Origin of the sequence: Parabacteroides sp. AT13, from assembly GCF_002272965.1 — a bacterium.
Lineage (GTDB): Bacteria > Bacteroidota > Bacteroidia > Bacteroidales > Tannerellaceae > Parabacteroides > Parabacteroides distasonis.
The window spans coordinates 189,432-211,877 of sequence record NZ_NQMH01000002.1; the positions used below are offsets into that span (position 1 = coordinate 189,432).

The 22,446-nt window shown below is 42.3% G+C and carries 22 protein-coding genes and 1 pseudogene; 14 read left to right on the forward strand and 9 right to left on the reverse strand.

Annotation, left to right across the window (positions count from 1 at the left end; genetic code table 11):
- Positions 1-124: 124 nt before the first annotated feature.
- Both CI959_RS15085 and CI959_RS15090 read left to right on the forward strand, forming a co-directional pair.
- Positions 125-1,138: a LacI family DNA-binding transcriptional regulator gene (locus CI959_RS15085; protein ID WP_005855821.1), complete on the forward strand. Its 1,014-nt coding sequence runs from the start codon at positions 125-127 to the stop codon at positions 1,136-1,138.
- Between the two features lie 127 nt (positions 1,139-1,265).
- Entirely contained in the window at positions 1,266-2,630 is a 1,365-nt protein-coding gene (locus CI959_RS15090; RefSeq protein WP_005855828.1) for an MFS transporter, read from the forward strand.
- Between the two features lie 146 nt (positions 2,631-2,776).
- Here CI959_RS15090 and CI959_RS15095 read toward each other — a convergent pair whose 3' ends face one another.
- Together CI959_RS15095 and CI959_RS15105 are read right to left on the reverse strand one after the other, a co-directional pair.
- A complete protein-coding gene (locus tag CI959_RS15095; RefSeq protein ID WP_005855829.1) occupies positions 2,777-2,971 on the reverse strand; it encodes a hypothetical protein in 195 nt (64 codons plus the stop codon).
- Positions 2,972-3,364: 393 nt separating this feature from the next.
- Positions 3,365-3,766 carry a hypothetical protein gene (locus CI959_RS15105; protein ID WP_005855834.1) on the reverse strand — a complete coding sequence of 134 codons (402 nt, stop codon included), beginning with the start codon at positions 3,764-3,766 and terminating at the stop codon, positions 3,365-3,367.
- A gap of 93 nt (positions 3,767-3,859) precedes the next feature.
- Here CI959_RS15105 and CI959_RS15110 point away from each other — a divergent pair, with 93 nt between their 5' ends.
- Positions 3,860-4,750, forward strand: a complete 891-nt coding sequence (locus CI959_RS15110) for a 1,4-dihydroxy-2-naphthoate polyprenyltransferase (protein WP_036630959.1) — start codon at positions 3,860-3,862, stop codon at positions 4,748-4,750.
- Here CI959_RS15110 and CI959_RS15115 read toward each other — a convergent pair.
- Both CI959_RS15115 and CI959_RS15120 read right to left on the reverse strand, forming a co-directional pair.
- Entirely contained in the window at positions 4,736-5,668 is a 933-nt protein-coding gene (locus CI959_RS15115) for a DMT family transporter (RefSeq protein ID WP_005855838.1), read from the reverse strand. The genes CI959_RS15110 and CI959_RS15115 overlap by 15 nt on opposite strands.
- Positions 5,669-5,820: 152 nt before the next feature.
- Positions 5,821-6,021 (reverse strand): annotated as a pseudogene (locus tag CI959_RS15120) (SDR family NAD(P)-dependent oxidoreductase); the annotation flags it as partial.
- A 120-nt stretch (positions 6,022-6,141) separates the two neighbouring features.
- Here CI959_RS15120 and CI959_RS15125 point away from each other — a divergent pair.
- Positions 6,142-7,218 (forward strand): linear amide C-N hydrolase, encoded by a 1,077-nt coding sequence (locus CI959_RS15125; RefSeq protein WP_036630960.1) that lies wholly within the window; start codon positions 6,142-6,144, stop codon positions 7,216-7,218.
- Positions 7,219-7,345: 127 nt separating this feature from the next.
- On the opposite strand, the gene CI959_RS15130 is transcribed toward CI959_RS15125, so the two are convergent.
- The 5 genes from CI959_RS15130 to CI959_RS15150 all read right to left on the reverse strand — a co-directional run bounded on the left by CI959_RS15130 (position 7,346) and on the right by CI959_RS15150 (position 10,743).
- Positions 7,346-7,891, reverse strand: coding sequence for a DJ-1 family glyoxalase III (locus CI959_RS15130; protein ID WP_005868002.1), 546 nt, complete (start codon positions 7,889-7,891; stop codon positions 7,346-7,348).
- 9 nt (positions 7,892-7,900) lie between these two features.
- Entirely contained in the window at positions 7,901-8,755 is an 855-nt protein-coding gene (locus tag CI959_RS15135; protein WP_044546518.1) for an energy transducer TonB, read from the reverse strand.
- A 5-nt stretch (positions 8,756-8,760) separates the two neighbouring features.
- Positions 8,761-9,171, reverse strand: coding sequence for a biopolymer transporter ExbD (locus CI959_RS15140; protein WP_005855860.1), 411 nt, complete (start codon positions 9,169-9,171; stop codon positions 8,761-8,763).
- Positions 9,172-9,262: 91 nt separating this feature from the next.
- A complete protein-coding gene (locus CI959_RS15145; RefSeq protein WP_224202609.1) occupies positions 9,263-9,922 on the reverse strand; it encodes a MotA/TolQ/ExbB proton channel family protein in 660 nt (219 codons plus the stop codon).
- A 104-nt stretch (positions 9,923-10,026) separates the two neighbouring features.
- Positions 10,027-10,743 (reverse strand): pyridoxine 5'-phosphate synthase, encoded by a 717-nt coding sequence (locus tag CI959_RS15150; protein WP_005855864.1) that lies wholly within the window; start codon positions 10,741-10,743, stop codon positions 10,027-10,029.
- Positions 10,744-10,827: 84 nt separating this feature from the next.
- Between CI959_RS15150 and CI959_RS15155 the strand changes: the two genes are divergently transcribed.
- From CI959_RS15155 to CI959_RS15200, 10 genes are all read left to right on the forward strand, one after another.
- Positions 10,828-11,487, forward strand: coding sequence for a CBS domain-containing protein (locus CI959_RS15155; RefSeq protein ID WP_005855866.1), 660 nt, complete (start codon positions 10,828-10,830; stop codon positions 11,485-11,487).
- A 15-nt stretch (positions 11,488-11,502) separates the two neighbouring features.
- Positions 11,503-12,378: an NAD kinase gene (locus tag CI959_RS15160; RefSeq protein ID WP_005855867.1), complete on the forward strand. Its 876-nt coding sequence runs from the start codon at positions 11,503-11,505 to the stop codon at positions 12,376-12,378.
- Between the two features lie 245 nt (positions 12,379-12,623).
- Positions 12,624-13,586, forward strand: a complete 963-nt coding sequence (locus CI959_RS15165; RefSeq protein WP_041525570.1) for a glycosyltransferase family 2 protein — start codon at positions 12,624-12,626, stop codon at positions 13,584-13,586.
- Between the two features lie 19 nt (positions 13,587-13,605).
- Positions 13,606-14,295: a hypothetical protein gene (locus tag CI959_RS15170; RefSeq protein WP_011966499.1), complete on the forward strand. Its 690-nt coding sequence runs from the start codon at positions 13,606-13,608 to the stop codon at positions 14,293-14,295.
- Positions 14,296-14,975: 680 nt separating this feature from the next.
- Positions 14,976-15,857 carry a helix-turn-helix domain-containing protein gene (locus tag CI959_RS15175; RefSeq protein ID WP_008771769.1) on the forward strand — a complete coding sequence of 294 codons (882 nt, stop codon included), beginning with the start codon at positions 14,976-14,978 and terminating at the stop codon, positions 15,855-15,857.
- 141 nt (positions 15,858-15,998) lie between these two features.
- Positions 15,999-17,567: an ATP-binding protein gene (locus tag CI959_RS15180; RefSeq protein WP_009276347.1), complete on the forward strand. Its 1,569-nt coding sequence runs from the start codon at positions 15,999-16,001 to the stop codon at positions 17,565-17,567.
- Between the two features lie 287 nt (positions 17,568-17,854).
- Positions 17,855-18,394 carry an FHA domain-containing protein gene (locus tag CI959_RS15185; RefSeq protein WP_008780297.1) on the forward strand — a complete coding sequence of 180 codons (540 nt, stop codon included), beginning with the start codon at positions 17,855-17,857 and terminating at the stop codon, positions 18,392-18,394.
- 339 nt (positions 18,395-18,733) lie between these two features.
- Complete coding sequence (locus CI959_RS15190) at positions 18,734-19,933, forward strand: MFS transporter (RefSeq protein WP_008780298.1); 1,200 nt, start codon at positions 18,734-18,736, stop codon at positions 19,931-19,933.
- A gap of 61 nt (positions 19,934-19,994) precedes the next feature.
- The gene (locus CI959_RS15195) at positions 19,995-21,437 is read left to right on the forward strand and encodes a TolC family protein (protein ID WP_005855881.1); all 1,443 of its coding nucleotides are present in this window, start codon (positions 19,995-19,997) and stop codon (positions 21,435-21,437) included.
- Positions 21,438-21,457: 20 nt separating this feature from the next.
- The gene (locus CI959_RS15200; protein ID WP_095231479.1) at positions 21,458-22,444 is read left to right on the forward strand and encodes an HlyD family secretion protein; all 987 of its coding nucleotides are present in this window, start codon (positions 21,458-21,460) and stop codon (positions 22,442-22,444) included.
- Positions 22,445-22,446 lie beyond the last annotated feature (2 nt).

Sequence of the window (22,446 nt, forward strand, 5' to 3'; positions counted from 1 at the left end):
TTATCAAACCTCTCATGTTGTTAAAATGTTTGTCGATACCCCTATAAATTTACGCAAACGTTCTCGCAAACGTTTGCATTGTATGACCTAAATACATATCTTTGATTTTATAAAAAAGAGAACCATGAAAAAGCGTCAAATCACGATAAAGGATATAGCGAAAGCCTTGCATATTTCCCCGTCAACAGTCTCTCGTTCCTTGGCTGATCATCCGGATATCAGCCAAGAAACCAAGAATATAGTGAATGCTTACGCTCGTGAACATAAATATAAGCCCAATGCCTTAGCCTTGAGTTTACGGACAAATAATACGAAAACAATCGGTGTTATTTTACCGCAGATCGTACATTATTTCTTTTCTTCTGTTTTATCCGGTATAGAGGATGAGGCGGAAAAGGGAGGGTATCGTGTTATTATTTGTCAAAGTAATGAGAATTATGAGAAAGAAGTAAAAGGTGCGCAAGCTTTATTGGAAGCACGTGTTTGCGGTGTCTTGGCTTCTGTCGCTAAAACAACGACGATCTACAATCATTTCCAAGAACTAATCGATAGCGATATACCTATGGTGTTTTTTGATCGTATATGCACGGGGATCTTGACAGACCGGGTGGTCGTTGATGATTATGCCGGGGTTTGTTCCGCTGTTGAATACTTGATTCGTAGCGGTTGCCGGCGAATCGCCTTTTTCGGATCTCCTTCTCATTTAGCGATCTCTAATAATCGTAGGATGGGATATGAGGATGCTTTGCGTAAAAATGGATTACCGGTAGATAAAGAGTTAATTAAGATTTGTGATAATTATACCGAGGCGCTTCGGTTGACCCCGGAATTATTGTCGTTGCCCAATCGTCCGGATGCGTTCTTCGCCGTAAATGATGAGACTGCTATAGGGGTGCTGAATGTTGTCAAGGCCAAGGGATTGAGGATACCCGATGAGGTTTCGATTTGTGGGTTTACGAATAATAGCTTAGCGGAAGTTAGTGATCCCCTGCTGACCTCCGTGGATCAACATGGTTATGAGTTGGGAGCTATCGCTATGCGTTTACTGATAGAACGTTTGAATGGCGTGCGTGACGGGGATCGTATCGTGAGCAAGATTATCAAGACAAATCTGGTGGTGAGACAGTCTACCCGTTAAAAAAGTAGCTTCCGAAAACGTTTGCTCTACTTCTTTGCATGAATTTGAATAGGGACGACGTCCTGTTTCGGAATAATTCCGTATGTTTGTCACCAAACAAATAAATACCTTAAAAAACATAATTCTCATGAAAACAAAACCATTTTTGAGTTTTTGGCAAATTTGGAATCTAACTTTCGGTTTCTTGGGCATTCAATTCGGTTTCGCCCTTCAGAACGCAAATTCAAGTAGAATACTTCAAACCTATGGAGCGGATGTAGAGCAACTATCCTTATTTTGGTTAGCGGCTCCGCTGACAGGTATGATCATACAACCTATCATTGGTCATTATTCCGACCAAACATGGTGCCGTTTAGGACGTCGGCGTCCGTTTTTTCTGGTAGGAGCTATCTTTACGACGATTGCCTTGATATTGATGCCGAATGCGGGATTGTTCTTGTCACCCGGTACAGAGACGGCTATTTTATCTCCCGTATTGATTGGTGCGGGTATGTTGATGATCATGGATGCTTCCATCAATGTAACGATGGAGCCTTTCCGTGCCTTGGTAGGGGATATGCTACCCGATGAGCAGCATACGACTGGCTTCTCGATCCAGACTTTCTTGATCGGCATCGGTGCTGTCGTTGGTTCCTTGTTGCCGAGTATTATGAATAAGGTGTTTGGTTTATCTAATACGGCGGTTGCTGGTGAGGTTGCCGATAATGTTAAATTCGCCTTTTATGCCGGTGCGGCGATTTTATTAGCGAGCGTATTATGGACAATTTTTAAGACAAAGGAATATTCCCCAGAAGAGATGGCTGAGTTTCGGCTTTCCGGTGGTGAGGTCATTGAAAAAAGGCGGGATAGCAATGGTTTTATGGAGATCATGCATGATATCTTTCATATGCCTAAAATAATGTTACAGTTAGGTTTATGCCAGTTTTTCGCTTGGTTTGCCTTGTATTCCATGTGGGTTTATTCTACGCCTGCTATCGCTGAACATGTATATGGGGCAACAGATCCTGCTTCCGCCGAATATGCGATGGCTGGCGATAAGGTAGGTGAGTTATTCAGTATCTATAATTTTGTGGCGATGTTATTCGCTTTATTATTGATCCCGATTGCCCGTCATTTAGGTCGGAAAATGACTCATGCCCTCTGTTTATGCCTAGGAGGGGCAGGGTTGGTTTCTCTCTATTTGTTGAATAACACAGGAATGATGGTCTTTTCTATGATTGGCATCGGTATAGCGTGGGCAAGTATATTGGCGATGCCTTATGCTATTCTTTCCGATAGTCTTCCCGCTGATAAGATGGGTACTTATATGGGTATATTTAATTTCTTTATAACGATACCTCAGATCACGAATGGAATCATTCATGGATGGATTGTACGTAATGTTTATCATGGGCATGCTGTGTTCGCTTTGTTAACGGGAGGTGTTTTCTTGTTTTTCGCCGCCGCCGCAGTTAGTCTTGTCAAAGAGAAAAAGTTCAGTAGAAAAGTGTAAGGTATATAAGTCCGGTTTCCTGTTGTCAAGCGTAAAAACGCTATACCCAAGTCAAACAGCAAGTTATTATAATGTAGGTAGAAAAACGTATCTCAGATAATCCCGGGTCACCCCGGGACAACAACAGGAAACCAATGGACTAACTACTAAAAGGCTTCTTCCTCTTCCTTTTGGCGTGATCCTATGACGCGAAGAACTAACATCGCTACCGTAATCACACCGAGGGATCCCATGGTTACGTTTTTAGTAACCTCATTGTCAAATGTTGTAGTTCCGACTAATACCAATACGATAAATGAAACCATCATGATTGCATCAGCCAAATCCTTATTTATTCTCATGATCTTCTTATTTTTTTAGGATTCGATAATTGTTGTATTTTATTATTCTTTTTCCAAGACTTCCTCTTCCGATGACGTCCCGGTACTACTCAGTCCTTTCATTATGCCATATAGACCAACACATAGAGTACCCATAACTACTACTAATTTAATATAGTCGTTAGGGATGATAGAACTGCATGCGAATACACAACCTGCGATTGTTAGAAGAACATAAAGATATATACGTATTTTACCTGATTTATTAGTTGTCATAATTGTAATTTTTAATTGTTTATAATAATGTAAATGGGCAATAACTCCCCGGAAATATTGATTTAATAAATGCAATATTCCTACCGATAAGACATATCAATGACTTACCGAAAGATACAAATATGAAACAATTAAAAACTAAATAATGAGTTTTCGTAGGGCAAAGACATGCTCTCCCATACGACACAGAAGTGTGGATAAATTTATGATCTGATAAGTGGATATATGTTGAGATACTCTATGAAGTTGATTTACTCCTCTCAAACGCATGTCTTGAAGGGATTTCTCCATATTTTTCCATATCCGTATTTCGATAGTGTTGTTTGCCGTTTGTGAAATCCTGCGGGGAGTTAAGCAGTTACTGCTTTTCAGCTCGTTACTTAATACTTCGAAACGACGTTGGGCATCTGCCGTGTTTTTTTCTTTCATAACGGCCTCTTTAGTCGCAGACATAACCTCATCCATACTCTTTGTTCCTTCTTCGGGAGCAAACAGCATGAAGCTAATCAACAGACCTAATATGAATAGAAAATTCTTCATGGCGCAAATATACAAGTATTTCTTTAGATAATAACAACAGTATATGTTATTTGTTTTTTATTTTTGTAGTTATTTTAAGAATAAAACAATAGAATGGAGAATAACAGATCGAGAATTCAAGCTTGGTTAGAGGCGGCACGTCCGAAAACGTTGCCGGCATCATTTAGTCCGGTATTAGTTGGGTGTGCGCTGGCTTACAGGGATGGAGTATTTAAATTGGCTCCGGCGATCCTTTGTGTTTTGGTGGCTTTACTTGCCCAGATAGCCAGTAATTTTGCCAATGATTATTTTGATTTTAAGAAGGGGGCGGATAAGGAGGACCGGTTAGGCCCGGAGCGAGCGGTGGCTTCCGGTTGGATAACTCCTAAGGCAATGCTATGGGGGACTTTTATCACGTTGGGGCTTTCTTGTCTATGTGGCTGTTTCTTGTTTTTCTTTGCCCGCTGGGAGCTCATCGGTGTAGGAATTGCTATTGCGATTTGTGTCTTGGCTTATTCAGCAGGGCCATTTCCTTTGGCTTATAACGGGCTGGGGGATGTGTGTGTCGTATTGTTTTATGGGATTATTCCGGTTTGTTTTACGTATTATGTACAAGCATTATCGTTTTCCTTATTGTCATTCTTGCTTTCGTTGTCATTGGGGCTGTTGTCCGCTAATATTTTGATCGTGAATAATTACCGGGATTATGAGCAAGATAAGGCGGCTCGTAAACGGACTACGATTGTGCTATTCGGGCGTACGTTCGGGTTGGTAACTTATTTGCTGAACGGTATATTGGCTTTTTTGATCACGCTGCCTTTATTGATGGATGCCTCACCTTGGCTTGTTTGTTTATTCGCGGCTTTTAGCGTGTTGTTTGCCGCCACATGGCTGGAGATGAAACAGTATCAAGGCCGTGAGCTTAATAGAACTTTAGGGCATACGGCACGGAATGTATTTATCTATGCCGTGTTGCTTTCAGTTGTATTGTTATTTGGTTCTTAAGATGTGCCGTGCTTTGAACAATCGCTTGGCCTCATGGAGATTTTTCTGTATGTATTTGGACAGGATAATCAATGTAACCGCTACGATAATCAGTAAGATTCCTAAAGCGAGGTGAGGGGTGAAAGGCTCTCCAAAGACTAAAACACCTACGCAGACGGCTGTCACGGGTTCTGTTGCTCCCAGTACGGAAGTTAGGGTGGAACCGATATGGTGTACGGCTTGTACCAATGTAATGTTAGATACTACGGTTGGCAAGAAGGCTAATAAGACGAGGTTAATAAAAGAGGGCAGGTCTGGAATGGGTTGGATTCCTGTTCCTGCCTGTGCTTTTATGAAAAATAAAGAGGTACTGACGATAAATACATAGAACGTAAGTTTTCGTCCCGGCATATCATGTACCCTCGATTTATTGACGGTGACGATATAGAGGGCATAAGCGACGGCGGAAAGTAATACGATGATTACGCCTAGCCCGTTTAATCGCATCTCTCCTCCATCAATGGATAGACGGGCTACTCCACAAATAGCGAGCCCGATCGCCAAGAGCGTAATCCATGATGTTTTTTCTTTGAATACAAACAGCATGAATAGGGTTACGAATATCGGATAGGTGAAATGTAGAGTCGTGGCGATTCCCGCCGCCATAAAATTATAGCCCCAAAACAGGAACATTGCCGAGCCTGTATAAAAAGCACCCAATAAAATCAATATCGGTAGGTTTCGCATCTCTGTTCTGAAAGATTCCTTTTTTGCTAGAAGCATACCCGATAAGGCGATGGCCGCGAATAAGAAACGATAGAACAATATCGAATCAAACCGCATACCCTTCTCCATAAGAGGCAATGTAAACAAAGGGATTAAACCGAATGTAACAGAAGTCGCTATTCCATAAGCGAAACCTTTTAGATTATTATTCATATTATACTTTTTGATAAAATGACCGCAAACATACAAAAAAGTCTTGAAATAACATGGGGTTAAAATGCCCCTGCTACTTTTGTGGCATTATATGCTAAATGTATAAAGAGAAGGAATCGCTCTCTTACTAATAATGTAAATAAGAACTTTCATCAATGTGAAATATCCTCTATCGTCGGATTATGGCAAGTCATACCTCCATCAGAGATGATAGTCTGTCCGGAAATGTAACGGGTTAAATTGATGACGCCAGCTTTGCTCATACCATAAAGAGTTCCCCGGAAATCTCCTGTCAATCCTCCAATGGAGGCTACGTTTACGATGCTTCCTTTTCCTTTTACGGTCATTGAAGGGGTCGCTAGCATGTCCAATGCCGCTTGCTCCGCCGGTAATAAGTGCTGTTTGTCTATCTAAAATTTCTTTTCTTGAAAACATCCTTTTCCTGTCGCTTGTTTTTATCAAAAATGATACTTATGAGATATTTCTTTATTTTATTTGCGATTGCCGGCTTGCTTATTAATCCTTCCGCTGCAGAGGCTTGCACCGGTATTACCTTAAAAAGCAAGGACGGTACGACTATTGTAGCACGTACGATAGAATGGGGTGGAAGTAATTTGAACAGCCAGTATGTCGTGGTTCCAAGAGGATACACCGAACGATCGTATACTCCGAATGGGGTTGATGGAATGACTTTCACGGCACGTTATGGATATGTGGGCTTGGCAGTGGAGCAAAAGGAATTTATCGCCGAAGGACTCAATGAGGTTGGGTTATCGGCTGGATTGTTTTATTTTCCAAAGTACGGTGAATATGAGAAATATAATGCCGCAGTTCGGGATAAAAGTATCTCTGATCTGCAATTAGTGTCTTGGTTGTTGGGGGAATGTTCAAATGTAGAGGAGGTGAAAGAGGCTGTTAAGAAAGTGCATGTTATCAATATAGATCCCCGTGCGTCTACCGTTCATTGGCGGTTTGCCGAGCCGTCGGGACGTCAACTGGTTCTTGAGATTATTAAGGGTGAGCTACACTTCTATGAGAATACGTTAGGAGTTCTGACTAATTCTCCCAGTTTCGAGTGGCATCTGACGAACCTGAATAATTATGTTAATCTTTTCCCGGGTACGGCCCCCAATCAACAATTAGGAAATATCGAGTTGTCTTCATTTGGTGCGGGAAGCGGTTTCCTTGGGATTCCGGGTGACGTAACTCCACCGTCACGTTTCGTTCGTGCGGCTTTTTACCAAGCTTCGGCCCCACAACAAGAAACCGCATTGGAAACGGTTTTCCAGTGTTTCCAGATATTGAATAATTTTGATATTCCCGTAGGGATCGAATTCCCATTAGGGCAAGTACCTTGCGATATACCGAGCGCTACTCAATGGACTTCGGTTACGGATATGCGAAACCATGTGATTTATTACCGTACGATGTACAATAGCGTTATTCGGAATATAGATTTACGTTCCATTGATTTCTCCACGGTTCGTTATCGTGCGGTATCCATGGATGGGACGAAGCGACAAGCGGTTGAAACGATCAAAATAGAATAGGGCAGTGAGCTCTTTGGGGGATATCTCGTAAGTCAATAGGATAGGTGATAAAACTCAATGGAATAGGAAACATAACTCAATGGATTACGTTCCCTATTCTATTGGGTTTCGACTGATGATCTAAATCTTATAATAGTAATCCGGCCGCAACTTCCTCCGCAACCGCGTCACCTTTTAGTACAGATACTAAAGCTAGGCCAAAATTGAATACCAAGCCCGGTCCTCTACCGGTTACTACATTTCCATCTACCTCGACAGCCTCGCCTGTTACGGTGGCACCAATCAATTTCGGTTCGAACCCGGGATAACAAGTGGCTTTGCGACCTTTTAACAAACCTAGACCGCCTAATACCATCGGAGCTGCGCAGATAGCCGCTACGATACGTCCTTCACGGTATTGTTGTAATAAGACTTCTTTCACCGGTTCCGAATTGTTCAAGTTGGATGCTCCGGGCATGCCTCCGGGTAAGATCAAGGCATCAGCATCCGAAAGATCGATTTCGGTAAATGTGGCGTCAGCCGTATATTCCATATTGTGAGCGCCAATCACTTTACGGTCGTCTGTGATGGAGACTGTTTTCGTGTCTATACCTCCGCGACGCAAAATGTCTACGGTTCCCGTGGCTTCCATTTCCTCGAAGCCATTCGCTAAGAATACGATCGCTTTCTTCATAAGATTCAATTATTTAAATTTGTACACGTAAGTAATAGTACCACTCTGGTTATTAGCGCCGCTGATACTGTTGAACTTCGCCTTTCGAGCCGCGTCCAAAGCGCTTTTACGCATGGAGGCGTTGTCGATATTAGTTCCCCGGCCTACCTCGGCAAATATAACGTTGCCTTTCGGATCTACGGTTATATTGATAACAATACGCCCCTCCTCTTGGATCGTGTAAGCGGGACGAGGGAGACCTCCGGCACCAATGGAACGGCCGTTCAAATTAAATGATCCGTAACCGCCTACGCCTTCATTCGCCCCATGATCAGAGTTACCGAACGGACTTCCTTGGTTACCGGTTCCGCTTTCAGCGTCGCCTTGGCTGTTACCCTCGGCGTTTCCCATACCAAAAGCTCCGGCCACCTTGTTGCTAATGGCTTGTTCCTTCTTGCGGCGTTCCTCGGCCAGACGATTCTTCTCGGCTTCTTCCCGGCGGATACGTTCTTTCTCCTCCTCTTCTTTCCGTTTCTTCTCAGCCTCTTGTTTCTTGCGTTTCTCTTCCTCTTTCTTCTTTTTAGCGTCCTCAAGGGCTACGCTTTCCTCGATATCTTGAGTGATGAGTTCCTGCTTGGGCGTTTCCACTTGCGGCTCCGGTACGGGAGGAGGGGGAGTGGTCGTTTCCTGAGGCGGTTCTTGCCCGGTATACTTGGGCTCGAACATTCCGGCGGCGGCATCTACATTCCCGAAATTAACGAGTACACCCCCGTCTTCATCCGGTACCTCGGTTTTCAATACGGTAAACCAAAGTATCAGTAGAATGACACCGTGAAAAGCAACGGTACCGATCAAACTGTATATGTCATCCTTATTCAGTCTCATATCTGTTATTTCTGCGGACGGGTGGCAAGCACCATCTTGAATTTATTCTCGTTCGCTATATTCAGTATCTTTACAATCTCTTTGTAAGGCACGGTCTCGTCGGCATATAAGGCGACGAACATCTCCGGTTCCTTCGCGTAACTATCTTGCAAGAAAGGAGTGATCTCATCAAATGAGACCTGTACCTCTTTTTGCTTTCCAAATGCCACGTAGTAATTCAAGTTCGCGTCTATCGTTACCCTCGTAAGAGGTTTCGCCGCTGTCTGCTTTTGCGCTTGCGGCAAGGTAACCTTGATGGCGTTCGGGATTACTACGGTAGAGGTAACCATGAAGAAGATCAGCAAGAGGAATATGACGTCGGTCATAGAGGCCATGCTGAACGCTTCGTTTACCTTTGTTCTTCTTTTTAGAGCCATAATTTTTTATAATTGAAAATTGAAAATGGAGAATTGAAAATTAAATAGAGGAGAGTTGGCTCATCTTCAATTTTCAATTCTCCATTATCAATTAATTAGCCGGTTCATTTAATAAATCCATGAATTCCATCGTACGAGCCTCCATCTTGTTCACGACGTTATCTACTTGAGATACCAGATAGTTGTACGCGAACAATGTAATGATACCAACTACCAGACCGCCAACGGTTGTTACCAAGGCCTCATAGATACCGCCGGATAATAGGGAGACATCAACATTGGTGCCTGCGTTTGCCATATCGAAGAAAGCACGTACCATACCGGTTACCGTCCCAAGGAAACCAAGCATGGGAGCTCCGGCGGCGGTCGTCGCGATCAAGGGGAAACCTTTTTCCAGTTTAGCGATCTCCAAATTTCCGACATTCTCGATCGCTACGAGTACATCGTTCATCGGACGGCCCAAACGGGTAATACCTTTCTCGATCATACGGGCGGAAGGCGTGTTGGTGCTCCTGCATAAATTGAGAGCCGAGTCCACTTTTCCCTCGTGAATATAGTCTTTGATACGATTCATGAACGTCTCGTCTTCTTTTCCCGCACGGCGAATGATGATCAGACGTTGAACAAAAATATAAATAGCCATCAGAGAGAGCAGTAACAATACCACCATAATCCAACCTCCCTTAAAGGCAAGGTCTATCACATTGATTTCCGCTTCCGTAGGAAGGGTTACAGCCGTTAAATCCGGCATTTGATCTGCCGCCTGAGAGCCCACGGCCTGTAGTGAAAGTAAAATACTCATCGTTTCGAATTATGAATTATAATTTATGATTTATAACTATAAACTGTCACTTGTCAACTATTCAAGCATGCCTTGTATAAAGCGATCGTCTCTTGCAAACCATGGTAGAGCGCATCACAAATCAAGGCATGGCCGATAGAAACCTCCTCCAGCCAAGGGATATTCTTGTTGAAGAAAGCCAGATTTTCTAAGTTCAAATCGTGTCCGGCATTTACGCCTAATCCTAAGTTTTTAGCTAATTGCGCGGCCTCGACAAAAGGAGCGATCGCTTTGTCACGATCTTCCGGATAATAGGTCGCATAAGGTTCCGTATATAATTCAATACGGTCCGTACCTGTTTTCGCCGCTAGCTCGATATTCGCCAAGTCTGTTCCGACGAAGATGGATGTACGGATTCCTTGTGAGGTAAAGGTGTCTACCAATTCGCTTAAGTAATCGAAATTGTCCTTTACGTTCCAACCTGAGTTCGACGTGATGGCATCCGGAGCGTCCGGAACCAGTGTGACTTGGGTCGGTTTTACCTTCAATACCAAGTCGATGAATTTATCACAAGGATAGCCTTCTATGTTAAATTCTGTCCGGATAAGAGGTTTTAGTCCATAAACATCGCTATAGCGTATGTGTCGTTCATCCGGACGGGGATGAACCGTAATTCCTTGTGCCCCGAATAATTCACAGTCTTGCGCCACTTTCAGCACGTTTGGCATATTGCCACCTCTCGCATTACGAATAGTAGCAACCTTGTTAATGTTTACACTTAAATTTGTCATTGTATATCGTATATCTTTTTTCTTTCATTACATTTGCACAAAAGTATCGGCAAATTTAGCAGGATTTAGGGAATTAACAGAATAATGTTGGTGAAAGATTTCATAACAAAGGAAATTCCGGTGTTAAAAAGTTTTGACACAGCGGAATATGCGTTGGCATTAATGGAGGATTTTAAACTCAAGCATCTTCCGTTATTGAGTGATAGCGCATACCAGTGTTTAGTGTCGGAAAAAGACTTATTGGCGCTGCCGGATCCTTCGGCTACGATCGGTGAGCCGGTTTTATTCGCTCCGGCGATTTCGGAAAATAGACATTTACATGAAGCGTTGGCAATGATAACCCGATATGGATTGAGCCTGTTGCCTGTGGTTTCCGTGGACGGAACTTATTTGGGGGCGATTACCCGGGATCGTTTGGTGGATGCTTTATCCGAGCTATGTAATGCGGAGGCGGCTGGAAGCGTGATCGTATTGGAAATGATGCCACAGGATTATTCATTAACGGATATCGCCCGTTTGGTAGAGGCGAATAATGCCCATGTCCTTAATTTGCTATCCCATCAAGATAAAGATACGGGCCGTCTGCTTATAACCCTTAAGATCGATTTGGAAGATGCCTCTCCCGTGATCCGTAGTTTCGAGCGTTTCAATTATACGGTGCTTTATCATTTTATGGAGAAGGGGATGGTGGATGATATGTTGCGGCAGCGGATGAATGAGTTATTACATTATATGAATATGTAAAGTAAGGAGCGTAGAATGAAAGTTGGAATATTTGGAAGTGAATATCAGATCGAGAGACAGAATCTGATTAAACGCCTGTTTGAGAAGCTTCGTGAACAAGAGGCTGATATTTATGTGGACAGCCCTTTTTATACATTCCTTACCGATGCTTTTGGTTTTGAGCCAGTGGTGAGCGGGCTATTAGTGGGTGATGAGTTTGATCTGGATATAGCCCTTAGCGTGGGAGGAGATGGTACGTTCCTTCGTACGGCGGCCCGGGTAAATAAACAGGATATCCCTATTTTAGGCATTAATACCGGACGGCTGGGTTTCCTTGCGGATGTCAGCAGTAATGAGGTTGAGGATACGCTGGATGAGATTTTTAAGAATTACTATAAGGTAGAGGAACGAACCCTCTTGCGTTTATATACGGAAGACCGTGCGTTTCGCGGATATAATTATGCCTTGAACGAGATCGCCGTGCTGAAGCGTGATAGTTCCTCGATGATTACGATTCATACATTCTTGAATGGGGAATATCTGACTTCTTATCAGGCGGATGGTTTGGTAGTGGCTACACCTACCGGTTCCACGGCCTATTCGATGAGCGTAAATGGGCCGATTATCGTCCCGCAAAGTAATAGCATTGTCTTGAGTCCGGTCGCTCCGCATTCCTTGAACGTGCGTCCGTTGGTGATTCCGGATTCAGATATAATAACGCTTCGGGTAGAGAGCCGGAATAAATATTTTCTGATCTCTTTGGATGGACGTTCGGAAATATTCCCGGCAGGTATCGAATTAAAGATGAGCAAGGCCGATTATACGACGAAAGTCATCAAGCGCTATAACCATACTTTTTATCAGACGCTTCGGGAAAAATTAATGTGGGGGGCAGATGTGCGAATGAAATAATATTGTGTGCGTCCAGTCTTTGTCCAAATAGTAGCGGATAGTATTGTATTTTGTAAGCTATTGATAAATAGATTATTCTGCATGAATGAACTGAACGTATCTTATGTCTTTTGTCCAGTTTTTCTATTATGGGGTAAAAAATAGGGGGTATTCGATGTCCAGCTATGTCCTCTATTTGTCCAGTGCCCTTTTTTGATACACGCTTTTTAACTCTTTACTTTTGTCGGCAGATTAAATCTAGCTTAATGGAAGTATTTTCAATTATTATTCCTGTCTACAATCGTCCGGAGGAGATAGACGATTTATTAAACAGTCTTACCCGGCAGACATATGTACATTTTGAGGTTATCGTAGTGGACGACGGTTCTTCTATACCTTGTGAGTCCGTAGTCAATGCCTATAATGACCGCTTGAGGATTCGCTATTTCTATATAGAGAATTCAGGCCCGGGCTTGGCTCGCAATCAAGGGGTACGTTATGCGGAAGGAGAGATCGTGATTGTCTTGGATTCGGATTGTATCGTTCCGGCCAGCTATCTGGAACAAGTACACGAGTCCTTGATGCGTTATAAGGTGGATGCCTTTGGTGGTGCCGACAGGGCGCATTCTTCTTTTTCCGCTATACAAAAAGCGGTCAATTACTCGATGACTTCTTTCTTTACGACAGGAGGGATCCGAGGAAGCCGGAGACATTTGGATACATTCTATCCTCGGAGTTTTAATATGGGAATGCGGAAAGAGGTGTATGAAGCCTTGGGTGGTTTCTCTGATATGCGTTATGGAGAGGATATAGATTTTAGTATCCGGATTTTTGCGGCAGGCTATAAATGCCGTTATTTTCCGGGCGCTTGGGTCTATCATAAGCGAAGAACAAATTTCGTCCAGTTTTTCCGGCAAGTATGGCATTCGGGGTACGCTAGGATTATCTTGTACCAGAAGTACCCGGAATCATTGAAATGGGTACATTGCCTGCCGGCCTTATTTGTGGTAGGTCTGCTGGGAGTATGTATTTCCGCTTTTTTCGTTCCAAAGGTATGGGGGCTATTGTTATTTTATATTTCGCTGATCTTTTTTGACGCTTTAGTGAGAAATAAGAACGGAATCGTTGCGTTGTTATCTATCATAGCGGCTTTTGTCCAATTGATCGGATATGGGACAGGCTTTTTGGAAGCGATTTGGAGAGAGGGAATTCTAAGAAAGAAGTATTAAGATAATAAATACTATTTATATGAAGTTTGCGCTGCACACATCTACTGCCATAAGCTCGGTTCTAAAGGAGCCGGAGCATTTCTATGTAGATATTTATTATCTGATCATTTTAATCATCGTTACTTTTGCCCTACTTTTATTATCTTTTTTACGTTATCACCTTTATAAGACAAAAAAGGAGAAAGAACTGAGAGAAATAGCGAGTCTTGTGGATAAAAATGAAATCTTGATACAACGTTATAGTCGTGAGATGTCGCACATCAAGGAGCAATTGGAAGCGAAGGAGAAATGCTTGATGGAATACCAGCATGCGGCTCAGTGGAAAGCGCATCGTGACGTGGAATCCTTGATCAAGGAAAAGGAACGTTTGGCGAAGTGTTTGCTGGAACAGTTGGATACGTTCAAGAAGTTGAAGATACTTTCTAAATCGGAAACGATATTGCCGGATTCGGATTGGAGAAACTTGATCGAGATCGTAAATACTCTTTATGATGATTTTATAAGTCGTTTACGTGTCGCTTATCCGGATTTGACGGAGGATGCCATTCGTTTTTGTTGCTTGATCAAATTGCGGCTAACCTCGGCGGAGCTGATGTCAGTCTTGAATGTGACGAAGGACGCTATCTATAAACGCAAATTTCGTTTGAAAAAAGAATTGATGCCAGATGATGATCCTCGTTCCCTCGACGATTTCTTGGGAAGCTATTAGATCTGAACGAATAGTTTTCTTGTTAATAACTATGTTTTAGGGCATGATTTCGTTAAATCGAGTTAAGTGAATGAATTTTGCAAATAATTCAGTATGCTACATAACATAAAACCGCCTATATTTGCACTGTGTTTTTCATGGTATTAGATTTAAGGTTAACAATTGAGATTGGCTGTCCGTGACGGATAGCCTTTTTTTGTATAGAGGCATGAATACACGAATTTTTGAGAACACTGCTTAGGCTCCCCTTTCCGAGGGTAACATCCATACTTTCAAAGTAAGCTAATTTCATCGGCAAAGTAAGTTAACTTGCTTTGGTATTTCAGTTAACTTACTTTGTCAATGAAGCTAACTGTATTTTTATGATCTTTTTCGGTTATTCTTTGTCTGTTTCGATTTTGTATACAATTGATGTGTTTTTGTGCGCTTTTAGTTTAGTTATGCATTTAATAGTTAATTTTTTATTATATAATTTTGTCTTGTGTTTTTTTATGATTTCCTTGGTTAGCTGTTAGCACCAATTGATATATAAGGTTTGATGGCTAATAGAAGAGGGGGTAAGGAAAGAAAAATATCAAACGAATATACTTGGGACCTTAACGGACAGAACAAAATATAATATTATTCTGTTGATTGTTGTTGGAGGTAAGATTTCGTATTCCCTTAATTTATAAGAGTATATGCAAGAGAATAGGTATAATACATGTGATCGTTTTTTAGGCGGATTAGAAAAAGACTTTATTATTACGGAACAGATTGAAGATAGTCCATTGACTTCAGAACCTTCTTTTTTGGATTACGGGATAATAGCAGTATGTAATAGAGGTAGTGCGATCATTCATTTGCTTGATAATAAGCATGTATGGAATAAGAATGAATTGATTTTCTTATTTCCGAGACAGTTATGCTCAATGCGGAACGTGAGTGAGGACTTCTCGGCGAAGTTTATCATCATACCACATGTACTACATGGGGATGTATTAAGTTCCTTACGTCATTTTGATCCGGGATTTCATTTTTTCGTGAAGGATCATTTTTACTATAATATAGAGGATAATAATGGTATTGAGCGTTTTCAATCATTTTGCAAATTGATAGAGAATGAGCTTGAGCGGTATCGGGGTAATGGGCTTCTGAGGGAGCGGATTATATGTTACTTGGGGATTTTTTACATGGATGTTTACGACTATTATGTGAAAGTGCGTAAGAAAATCCCTTTCAGGACTAGTTTGAGAAAAGAGCAATTGATCTATGATTTCTGTAGTCTCGTGGCAGAGAATTTCAAGAATCACAAGAATGTTGGATTTTATGCGGATAAATTGAATATAACGACAACTTATTTAAGTGCGATCATGAATGAAAGGTGTGGCATTTCAGCCAAGGAGTTTTTATCTATCTATATAGTGTTAGAGGTAAAGTCGTTGCTACGTGACTCTCGATTAAATATACAGGAGATCGCTATATTGACTAATTTTCCGTCTCAATCGACATTGAATCGCTTTTTTCGTCAACGGACGGGAATGACTCTTTCTCAATATCGAAAATATATATTTTCAACATGATTATGTTTGATTTTCATATTATTTCTATAACTTTAAACTTCTGCTGCAATCGTTATTATCGTTCATTTGTTGTATAAATAACAGAGGAGATTGCTTGATTGATTTAAAGTAGGGAATTAGTGGTTATAATTTAATATGACGATGGGACAATGTAATAAAATGCTAGAGGAAATGAGCTTTAATGCCCTATTCCAGAAATTACCTGTTGGAATTGAAGTTTATGACGAGAGGGGGCAGCTAGTGGATCTCAATAGGACGGACGAGAATTTGTTCGCTATAAGCCGGAAGGATATTATGGGAATAAATCTTTTCGAGAATCCTAATTTTCCAGAGGACAAGATCGCTCGTCTGAAACAGGGAGAAATGGTTGTGTTCGATTGTAATTATGAATTTGATAATATACAAACGAATGAGTACTATAACATAGACCCAAAAAAGGAAGGTATAAATTTACGTCTGTCTATTAAATGTGTGCCGTTGAAAGGAGAGGCTGAAGATATCTGTGGATATGTACTAATGTTTACGGATGAGACGGAAGAATATCAAAAGTCGGAGAAAGTAGAGGAACTGTTCACGAAGTTGAAAACGGTTATGCGTTGCAGTGATTCCTTGCTGTGGGAATATGATGTTAAAACCGATAAGATGCATATCGATCTGGATTTACGTGTTTTAGGTAATAAATCCAGATTGAGAGCAAGTAACTTGACAACGAAAAAAGATTTTTGTGAGATCGTATATCCGGAAGATCGGGAAAGGGTACTTGTACAAGGCTTTGAAAAGATTGTTATGGGTGAGATCGGTGAATATAGTATTCAATACCGACAGCTTTTTGAGGGGCAATATGTTTGGGTGAGAGCGTATGCGTACCCTTATAAATATGATGAGGCGGGAAGACCTGCGAAAATCCTTTATTACTTGATGGACATAACGGATGAGATCGCCATGCAAGATAAATTGCGCTGGGCGGAACGAGAGCGTCAACGGAAAGAATATGAGTTAGTTAAGGCTAAAGAGGCGAATCGGCTTAAGTCTATGTTCTTGGCGAATATGAGTCATGAGATCCGCACGCCTTTAAATGCTATTGTTGGTTTCGCGAATATACTGGCAGAGACCAAGGAGATAGAGGAGGAGGAACGAGAGTTTTATGTGGATATCATTGACAAGAATAGTGAATTGCTTCTGCAATTGATTGAGGATATCCTTGATTTCTCAAAGATTGAGGCGGGAACCTTTGACATTACGAAGAGAAATTTCGATTTTAAGGAGATCTGTGAGGAAACCTATGCGGTACATGCCTTGAAGATTCCGAAAAACGTTCGATTTGTTTTCGATCGGGGCTCACAACCCGTGACTGTTTTCTCAGATCCGAAACGAGTCGTGCAGGTTATTTCTAATTTCTTGACAAATGCGATTAAGTTTACTTCGGAAGGTGAGATCAAATTAGCCTATAAGGTATCGAAAGATGAAATACGAGTTTCGGTCTCGGATACGGGAATGGGAATCTCGGAGGAAGATTGTAGAACTATATTCGATCGCTTTGTTAAGTTGAACGCTTGCAAACAAGGTACCGGATTAGGATTGGCGATTTGCAAAAATATTATCGAGAAACTAGGGGGACGAATCGGGGTAGAATCTACATTGGGAGTAGGTTCCACTTTTTGGTTTACCTTGCCTTTGAAGGAGATTAAAGAGAATGAACCTAAGTTCTAAGGGGATATATATTGTTTACGGATATGTTTTAAAGCATAGTTTTGTTAAATCTGGTTAAGTAAATGAGATTTGCAAATAAAATATTATGCTACATAACATAAAACCTCTATATTTGCACCATGTTTTTCATGGTATTAGATTTAAGGTTAACAATTGAGATTGGCTGTCCGTGACGGATGGCCTTTTTTGTTTCAAAAAATCATAACCATGAGATTTTAGGAGTGTAGCTGAAGGTTTTTTCGTAAATTTGCGCTCCGTTTGTAATACTAGATCCTGTATTTAAGTGTATGAAAAGAGTATTCTGTCCAAAATGTGATAATCAGTTGTCTTTTGATGAGACCAAATATCCGGAAGGGAAGGTATTAGCCTTCGTCTGTCCGCAGTGTGGAGCGCAATTTAAGATTAAATTGGGCCGAAAGGTGGTGAAGACGGCTACCGGTGAGGAAAAAGAGGTGAAGGAACCGGATTTCTCTTGTGGTTATATTACCATTATCGAGAATGGTTTTGCTTTTAAGCAAGATCTACCATTAGTGATGGGAGATAATGTGATTGGTCGCCGTAATAAGGATACGGAAGGTGTAGATGTCCCTATTATCACGAGCGATCCAAGTATGGGGCGTAAGCATTGTGTGATTAATGTAAAGAAAGACGCTAATGGCAAGTTCGTTTATATGGTGCGTGACTTTCCTAGCTTGACCGGGACTTTTGTGAAAAATGTGTTGGTTGGTAAAAAAGAACAAGTACGTATCGGGGAAGGTACGATCGTAACGATTGGCGCTACTACTTTTATCTTACATTCGGCGAACGAGGGAGAAGAAGAGGAATAAATATAAAAAACTTCAGAGGCTGTTCCCGTTAATGATCTCGATCTTTAACTTCGGGTCGGAATGATGGCAGATAAGGGATTTTGGCGTTTGTTTTGGGAGTGAGTTATAAGATATATGCTCATTCCGGGATACAGCTCTGAAGTATCACTGAGAAAACAAGGCTCATAGGTATTAAGATTAAGCCGATTAACATAAAGAAATGAAAAGAACCGAAAGAATAGTTGTATTAACTATAGTTAAAATAGGCTCTTAGGGTTTGTTTTTCTAGAAATTAGCTAACTTTTTGTGCGGTTTTTGAAATGTTAATGAGCACGAGGTGAAATAGAAATATAGATAGTTATGGAGCAGGTTTCTAAACAACAGCCGGTAAATAAAACAGCATTCCGGGTATTGGTGGCGTTAAGCGTTACGCATTGTTTGAATGATTCGTTGCAATCCGTTATCTCGGCGGTTTATCCACTTTTCAAGGATGATTTAGCGTTGAGCTTCGCCCAAATCGGGTTGATTACGCTTGTTTATCAATTATCCGCTTCTGTTTTCCAGCCTATAACCGGTTTGATTTTTGATAAGCGTCCCGTGGCTTGGTCGTTACCTATTGGTATGAGTTTTACGTTGGTCGGCTTGTTGAATCTCGCTTTTTCCTCTACGCTCCATTGGGTCTTGATCTCCGTATTCTTGATAGGTATCGGGTCTTCGGTTTTGCATCCGGAAGCGTCCCGGATCACCTCGCTAGCGTCGGGAGGGCGTAGGGGATTGGCGCAATCGCTTTTTCAAGTGGGTGGTAATTTGGGCGGATCGTTAGGTCCGCTACTGGTTGCTCTATTGGTGGCGCCTTATGGACGGACTCATATCGCTTTGTTTTCTATACTAGCATTCGTCGCTATTTTGGTGATGATTCCTATCTGCCGTTGGTATAAGGCGTATTTGAGTCGGGTGAAATGGCAGAAGAAGTCGGGTGAGACGCATGTGGAGATGCCTCTTTCTTTGGGAAAAACAGTCTTTTCGATCTCGATATTGCTGACCTTGATTTTCTCTAAATATATCTATATGGCTAGTTTGAATAGCTACTATACCTTTTACTTGATCCATAAATTCGGGGTGAGTGTACAGACTTCGCAGATCTGTTTGTTCGTCTTCCTGATCGCTACGGCCATAGGAACCTTGGCGGGTGGTCCTATCGGTGATAAGATAGGACGGAAATATGTGATTTGGGGATCGATTCTAGGGGCAGCCCCATTTAGCTTGTTGATGCCGCATGTGGGATTCGTTTGGACGATCGTGCTTAGTTTTTGCGTGGGGTTGGTCTTATCATCGGCGTTCCCGGCTATTTTGTTGTATGCGCAAGAGTTGCTTCCTTATAAATTAGGTCTTATCTCGGGACTTTTCTTTGGATTTGCTTTCGGTGTGGCGGGTATAGCCTCGGCCGTATTAGGAAATATGGCGGATCATTATGGAATAGAGGCTGTCTACAACGTATGTGGCTTCATGCCTCTTTTAGGACTGGTCACTTGGTTCCTTCCCAACTTGAAAAAGAAGTAAAAACAATCCTCCCTTTTTCGCTGTTATTACTCCAACTGAACGTCAATTACTAAATGAGTTTATGGTGAGTAATATAGTATCTTACAGTATTCTTTTGCTGTATCTTCTTCCATGTGCTTCATGGAGCCAAGGGAACGATGTGGATTTAAGCTTGGAACAATCTCTCGACCTGCTTCATAAGGAAAATAAAAGCTTGAAAATAGCAGGGAAAGAAGTGGAATGGGCTCGGAATGAGCATCAAAAGCTAAACGCTTTTTGGTATCCGTCGGTGAACGCCGCGGGTGCTTTCGTACATATGTCGAATCCGATAGAGGTACGGCAGTCGCTGAGTAAATATACGGAACCGGCGAAGGAGTTTGTCCATAATTATATCCCGGATAATGAGCTGATCATGTCGGTATTGGATAAGATCGGGCAAGGTACTTTCTCGCTTCCGCTGATCTCCCAAAACATCACTTCTATAGACGCTACGGTGACGTGGCCTGTTTTCACGGGAGGAAAACGTATCTACGCGAACAAGATCGGAAAGACGATGGTCTCTATAGCGGAGGTGAATAGGAATCAAGTGGATGCCAACCAACAATCCTTATTGATCGAGGCTTATTTCGGGCTTCGTCTGGGACAAAGTGTGGTGGACGTAAAAACGGAAGTGTACAATTCTTTGAAAACCCATTATGACCAAGCCCTTAAATTAGAGCAAAACGGGATGATCAATCGGGCCGAGCGTCTGTTCGCTCAGGTAAGTATGGACGAGGCGAAACGAGAACTGGAATCGGCCCGTAAGGATTTAGCGGTCGCTCAACAGGCGTTTAAAAGCTTGATTAATATGGAGGAGGGGAGTGACGTACGTACCACGACTCCTTTATTCATTAATGAGGCGCTTCCTCCGGCTCAATACTTCAAGGATCTGGTTCCGATGAATAATTATATAGTCAATCAATTGAAATTGCAGCAGGTTGTAGCCGATAATCAACTAAAGATCGGCCGGTCCGCTTATGTCCCGAATATCGCTTTATTCGGCAAACAGACTTTGTACGCTGATGGACTGGATAAATATTTGTTGCCTCGTACGATGGTGGGAGTTGGTTTTACGTGGAATATTTTTGATGGCTTGAACCGGGAGAAAACCATCCGGCAGGCAAAGATCGCTAGTCAGTCGCTTCGTTTGGGTAAGGAGAAGGCGATTACGGATCTGGAGGTCGGTATCGATAAATTCTACAGCCAGCTACAAAATGCCTTGGATAACGTAAAGGCTTTGGATACGACGATCGAGATGAGCCGGGAACTGGTCCGGGTGCGGAAGAAATCCTTCCAAGAGGGAATGGCTACTTCTACGGAGGTAGTCGATGCCGAGGTTATGCTGGCGAAGGTGAAGACCGCTTTTCTTTTGGCTTATTATCAGTATGATGTAGCCTTGATTAATCTGCTGTCTGTCTGCGGTACGCCGGAGCAGTTCCACCAATACAAGATGGAGGGAAAGACCGAGGAGCTTTTGGGGAATTGAAAATTGAAAATTTAGGAGTTATGGATAAAACTAAGAGATATTTGAGTGTGGCCTTCGTCGCAGTCTTGGCGATTGTTATAGTTGTCTCGTTGATCGGGATGATCTTGTTGAAAAAGAAGCCGGTGATCTTGCAAGGGCAGATCGAGGCAACGGAAATACGTATCTCCGGCAAGTTACCGGGGCGTATCGATACCTTTCTGGTAAAAGAGGGACAGAATGTACGCCAAGGCGATACCTTGGTCGTCATCAATAGTCCGGAGGCGTTGGCTAAATATCAACAGGTGAACGCCATGGAGAACATCGCGAAGTATCAGCACCAGAAAGTGGATGAGGGTACACGAAAGCAAATCATCGCTTCCTTGCAACAATTGTGGAATAAATCCAAATCGGATTTACAATTGGCGAAGATTACCTATGATCGGGTCAATGCCTTGTATAAAGATAGCGTGGTAACCTCACAGCGTAAAGATGAGGTGGAGGCCATGTATAAAGCGGCTGAGGCCGCCGAACGTGCCGCTTATAGCCAATATCAAATGGCGGTAGACGGGGCGCAGATACAAGATAAGGAGAGCGCCCGCTCGTTGGTGACGGCGGCGCAAGGAACCGTGGAGGAGGTGGCGGCTCTTTTACAGGACGCTCGGTTGACGGCTCCGGAATCGGGACAAATCTCCGCTATCTTCCCGAAACGGGGAGAGTTGGTTGGGGCCGGGATGCCAATCATGAACTTAGTCGTATTAGATGACGTGCATGTGGTATTGAACGTACGTGAGGATCGTTTGCCTTTATTTAAGATGGGAGGAACGTTTGTCGCCGATGTACCGGCGATCGATAAGAAGGATATTGAGTTCAAGATCAATTATATCAGTCCGTTGGGCAGTTTCGCTACTTGGAAATCTACCAAGCAGACAGGTAGCTATGACTTGCGGACCTTTGAGATACATGCCTTACCGGTGGAGAAGGTGGAGGGATTGCGTCCCGGTATGTCCGTACTCTATCAATTCCCTTGATA

Bases quoted from the DNA above. Each gene is read 5' to 3' on its own strand.
- CI959_RS15085 (WP_005855821.1), top strand. From the start codon at position 125: ATGAAAAAGCGTCAAATCACGATAAAGGATATAGCGAAAGCCTTGCAT.
- CI959_RS15090 (WP_005855828.1), top strand. From the start codon at position 1,266: ATGAAAACAAAACCATTTTTGAGTTTTTGGCAAATTTGGAATCTAACT.
- CI959_RS15095 (WP_005855829.1), bottom strand. From the start codon at position 2,971: ATGAGAATAAATAAGGATTTGGCTGATGCAATCATGATGGTTTCATTT.
- CI959_RS15105 (WP_005855834.1), bottom strand. From the start codon at position 3,766: ATGAAGAATTTTCTATTCATATTAGGTCTGTTGATTAGCTTCATGCTG.
- CI959_RS15110 (WP_036630959.1), top strand. From the start codon at position 3,860: ATGGAGAATAACAGATCGAGAATTCAAGCTTGGTTAGAGGCGGCACGT.
- CI959_RS15115 (WP_005855838.1), bottom strand. From the start codon at position 5,668: ATGAATAATAATCTAAAAGGTTTCGCTTATGGAATAGCGACTTCTGTT.
- CI959_RS15125 (WP_036630960.1), top strand. From the start codon at position 6,142: ATGAGATATTTCTTTATTTTATTTGCGATTGCCGGCTTGCTTATTAAT.
- CI959_RS15130 (WP_005868002.1), bottom strand. From the start codon at position 7,891: ATGAAGAAAGCGATCGTATTCTTAGCGAATGGCTTCGAGGAAATGGAA.
- CI959_RS15135 (WP_044546518.1), bottom strand. From the start codon at position 8,755: ATGAGACTGAATAAGGATGACATATACAGTTTGATCGGTACCGTTGCT.
- CI959_RS15140 (WP_005855860.1), bottom strand. From the start codon at position 9,171: ATGGCTCTAAAAAGAAGAACAAAGGTAAACGAAGCGTTCAGCATGGCC.
- CI959_RS15145 (WP_224202609.1), bottom strand. From the start codon at position 9,922: ATGCCGGATTTAACGGCTGTAACCCTTCCTACGGAAGCGGAAATCAAT.
- CI959_RS15150 (WP_005855864.1), bottom strand. From the start codon at position 10,743: ATGACAAATTTAAGTGTAAACATTAACAAGGTTGCTACTATTCGTAAT.
- CI959_RS15155 (WP_005855866.1), top strand. From the start codon at position 10,828: ATGTTGGTGAAAGATTTCATAACAAAGGAAATTCCGGTGTTAAAAAGT.
- CI959_RS15160 (WP_005855867.1), top strand. From the start codon at position 11,503: ATGAAAGTTGGAATATTTGGAAGTGAATATCAGATCGAGAGACAGAAT.
- CI959_RS15165 (WP_041525570.1), top strand. From the start codon at position 12,624: ATGGAAGTATTTTCAATTATTATTCCTGTCTACAATCGTCCGGAGGAG.
- CI959_RS15170 (WP_011966499.1), top strand. From the start codon at position 13,606: ATGAAGTTTGCGCTGCACACATCTACTGCCATAAGCTCGGTTCTAAAG.
- CI959_RS15175 (WP_008771769.1), top strand. From the start codon at position 14,976: ATGCAAGAGAATAGGTATAATACATGTGATCGTTTTTTAGGCGGATTA.
- CI959_RS15180 (WP_009276347.1), top strand. From the start codon at position 15,999: ATGGGACAATGTAATAAAATGCTAGAGGAAATGAGCTTTAATGCCCTA.
- CI959_RS15185 (WP_008780297.1), top strand. From the start codon at position 17,855: ATGAAAAGAGTATTCTGTCCAAAATGTGATAATCAGTTGTCTTTTGAT.
- CI959_RS15190 (WP_008780298.1), top strand. From the start codon at position 18,734: ATGGAGCAGGTTTCTAAACAACAGCCGGTAAATAAAACAGCATTCCGG.
- CI959_RS15195 (WP_005855881.1), top strand. From the start codon at position 19,995: ATGGTGAGTAATATAGTATCTTACAGTATTCTTTTGCTGTATCTTCTT.
- CI959_RS15200 (WP_095231479.1), top strand. From the start codon at position 21,458: ATGGATAAAACTAAGAGATATTTGAGTGTGGCCTTCGTCGCAGTCTTG.